Here is a 3,580-nt window from a genome sequence, read left to right as displayed (position 1 = left end):
AAGACGCTCTCCACCGAACCCGCTTCGGTGGAAGCAACGACTGAAAAGCTAAAGCAACCACCACCAACCCGAACAAAAACGCTCTCCACCGAACCCGCTTCGGTGGAGAGCAACGACTGAAAAGCTAAGGCAACCACCACCAACCCCAACAGAAGACGCTCTCCACCGAACCCGCTTCGGTGGAAGCAGCGACTGAAAAGCTAAAGCAACCGCCCCCAACCCCAACAAAAGACGCTCTCCACCGAACCCGTTTCGGTGGAAGCAGCGACTGACAAGCTAAGGCAACCACCACCAACCCCGACGTTCGAGCAGGAAGTCGTCGATCTGCGACGTCCAGAGAAAATCCATTCGGGAGGCCGGCTGGAGTTCGAAGTCGAACTTGAGTTTGCAAAGGATATGGAATGGGGATCTTTGCTGACGATTGAGTTTCTTGCCCCGTTCGATCGGACCGAGGGGCGCCGATCGTTCGGCGGCGTGACGAGACCCTGGTGCCGAAAGTACGGGCCTGTCGCGACACTGGAACTCGACGCCCCAACGCAAAAAGGAAAGTATCTCGTTGAACTTCAGGCAACCTCATCTGAGTTCGAACCACCAACCCAGCTCCTTGGGCGGGGAGTTATTCTCGTTGAATAAAGACAAACACAGACATTGCGAACCTTAGCGGCTCAGTCGTGGCTCACGACCGGCGCAGGAGGGTCGTGGGGAAGAATCTCCTTCCTTCCGGCGGAATTATTGGTCCCTGTTGTTCAAGGACCAAGTCTCGTCCAAACGTTTGGCTGTTTGGGCTCGCTGGGATCCTGCTTCTTGCTGACACTGCCCGTGTTCAAACATCTTCTGCTGGGACGAGACAATCGAAGAAAGAAATAGTTCAGATCGCAGAGCTTCATCATCCATCGCATGTCATCAGAAATCATCTGCGAGGCACAGGTAGTACGAACGCGGCACGGATGATCGAGACGTAAGCGGGACGTGTTGCGAGTGATCTTGCGAAGCTCGGGACGCGACCGACGGTCTGGTTGTGGCGTGACTCGGTCGCGCCCGGGAAAGTCATGAGTTTGAGTCGTCCAGCCGGTGTGAGATTGTTGTCTCAGACGGTCAATGTCGCTGCGGCCAGGAACCGCGGAATCCTGCATCAGACGGGAGAAAAAGGAATCGTCGCCCGCGTCGGATGGCGACAGGAGGTCATCAGGAAGTGCGGATGAGAGCGGGATTTACAGTCCGTCTCGGCGGGGATGGAGCACGACCGAAGACAGCGGCAAGACGCGCTGCGACGAATTCGAGGTCATCGATCTTGACGTCACGGGCTGGCCAATTGGCCAGTCCGTGGCCAGCCGCTGGCCAGTCCCATGTCTTTGGAGGATCAGGTGTTAAGTAATTTGGACGGGACTGGCCCGGCTGGCCAGGGATTTCTGGCGAGCCTCCCCCTGGGGCCGACTCAGGAAACGTGACGCTTCGCTGCAAGCGGTCACTTCAGAACCGCATAACGAATCAACGGCACTATCGTTATTTGACAATTCGGGAGAAGTCGTGCCCCCCACCGCTGGTGAAGAGGGGGGGGGGGCACGCAGGCGATCCGTACCAAGAGCGGCTCCGTCGATCGGGTGTTCGCAGCTTTGTCTGCTACACCTTCCTCCGAAGAATGTGGGGGAGTGAAAAGCTTCGCCCGAAGCCCGGAATTCTCGCAGCGGTTCTCAGAAAAGGTGACACTGATCGGCAAAGTGGTCGTCCGCAATCCGCCTGTCCGACTGCCGACTCGGATGTGGTTGCCGCGCGGAGGTACTTCCGTCGCACCAAACATTAAAGTTGAGATTTGGAAACGACAAAGTTAATGGACTGGAAGCGGACTGCGCGACACATGTCATAGACATGGATCACATCCCCCAGGGGGACTTCTGCAGCGACATCCAGATTCACGGGAATCTCGGTCGATGCCCGCGCGAGATCTTTGAGTTTCGCATCCAGCCCGTCCATTTCACGAAACTCCTGTCCTTCCAGAAACGTCACCGTCTCTGTTTCCACGCGTGTCAGTCGGATCGAGACTTCACCCAGCGGTTTCTCGGCCGGCTCCTTCTCGGTGGCACTGATCGCACCGGCGGTAAAGTCCGTCGTCAGCAGTAGCTCTTTCATATGCCCCGTTGAGGCACAGATGAAAAAGATGAGGAGCTGAAAGACCACGTCAATCAGTGGAGTCATGGCCGTCTGCATATCCACCTGGGACGCTCGTTGTCGCGATGTGGGAATACGCATGCTCAGTGACTTCAGAGATTTTCAGAAACCAGACACCCCACCGAGGTTAACGATTTTTCGGGGATCTCCATAGAGGGACACGATTTGCCGGCGAGCCAGGCCCTCGACCAGTTAAAATCCCCTACTCCACCCATTTCTCACAAGTGAGAGACAATGTGTCCGCTGCGCACAGGAACGTTGCCCAATTCGCCGTCTGCCGGGAAAGTTGGTTGAGAAGAGATGAAGGCCGGGACGGCAGGTCACCGAAATCAACCACATCGGCAGTGACTTGATCGTCAGCGACTTGATCCGCTGGCTCCGAAGCTGACGTCAGGTCTCAGTGAGAGGTAGAATCAGCAGCCTTTGCGCAAGAGTCGCAACCTTCCAGGCGAGACTGCTGCGAGGTCGCTAGTCGGATCGTCAATTTGGTGTTTGTTTGTGTCCAAGAGTGAAGATCGTGGTGCTCGAGCTTGTTGCACAGGGTTCAGAGACGGAGCAGCACTGGCGGAAACGGCTGGAGCCGGGTCAGCGTTACTGCATTGGTCGACACCCCGAGTGTGAACTGAGCGTCAAATGGGACCCGCAGATCTCGCGGCAGCATGTCCAGATTGATGTGCATCCTGACCATCTTCAGCTGTCACGCGTCGAAACGGCCAGAAACCCGCTGTTTTTCGCGGGGGAAGCGGTAGGAACCTGTCGCGTCGAAGTCGGTCAACACTTCGTGGTCGGTTCGACCTCGTTCCATGTCACACAACCTGAAACCGAAGTGGGGATTGTCGCAGCACCGTTCGAAGAAGTGGCATTCAAACGGGCAGAGCTCCGGAAAATCCGCTACCAGGACCCGGAAAACCGGATCGAGGTCTTAACTCATCTCCCAGAAGTGATCTCGGGGGCTCGCGACGATAGCGAGCTGTACTACCGCCTGGCGAACCTGCTGCTGAAGGGGGTCGTTCATGCAGAAGCGGTTGCGATCGTGACCACATCGGGGACAGAAGAAGTGCAGATGCTGCACTGGGATCGGAGACACGAAACCGCGGGCCCGTTTCGTCCCAGTCGTCGTCTGGTAACGGAAGCAATTGAGCGGCGTCAGTCGAGCGTGCTGCACATCTGGGAAACAGATTCGCCTGTCCCCAGCGACAAGACGCTGACGCAGGAATTCGACTGGGCCTATTGCACGCCGGTGCCGGGACTCGCCATGGAACCGGCAGGACTGTATGTCGCCGGTCGGATGGGAAAGACCTTCGTTCCCGGAACGACGCTGTCGGACGCCCTGCAACTGGAGGCAGATGTCAAATTCACCGAGCTCGTGGCCGAGATCATCAGTTCGGTCATCCGTGCCCGACGGCTGGAACGG

The 3,580-nt window shown here is 57.2% G+C and carries 3 protein-coding genes; 2 read left to right on the top strand and 1 reads right to left on the bottom strand.

Going from position 1 to position 3,580, the window contains the following annotated elements; genetic code table 11:
- Window positions 1–255: 255 nt before the first annotated feature.
- On the top strand, window positions 256–633 hold the full coding sequence (locus tag VGE80_RS14495; RefSeq protein WP_440593163.1) for a hypothetical protein: 378 nt from the start codon (window positions 256–258) through the stop codon (window positions 631–633).
- Between the two features lie 1,164 nt (window positions 634–1,797).
- Here the strand turns inward: VGE80_RS14495 and VGE80_RS14490 are convergent.
- On the bottom strand, window positions 1,798–2,247 hold the full coding sequence (locus VGE80_RS14490) for an ExbD/TolR family protein (RefSeq protein ID WP_440593162.1): 450 nt from the start codon (window positions 2,245–2,247) through the stop codon (window positions 1,798–1,800).
- A 436-nt stretch (window positions 2,248–2,683) separates the two neighbouring features.
- Here VGE80_RS14490 and VGE80_RS14485 point away from each other — a divergent pair.
- Window positions 2,684–3,580: FHA domain-containing protein (locus tag VGE80_RS14485; protein ID WP_440593161.1), on the top strand; the 897-nt coding region annotated here is incomplete at its 3' end.

It is taken from the genome of Schlesneria sp. (assembly GCF_036405755.1).
Taxonomy (GTDB): Bacteria; Planctomycetota; Planctomycetia; order Planctomycetales; family Planctomycetaceae; genus Schlesneria; species Schlesneria sphaerica.
Note: the sequence above shows the minus strand (reverse complement) of the source record. Positions and strands in the feature narration are given on the sequence as shown.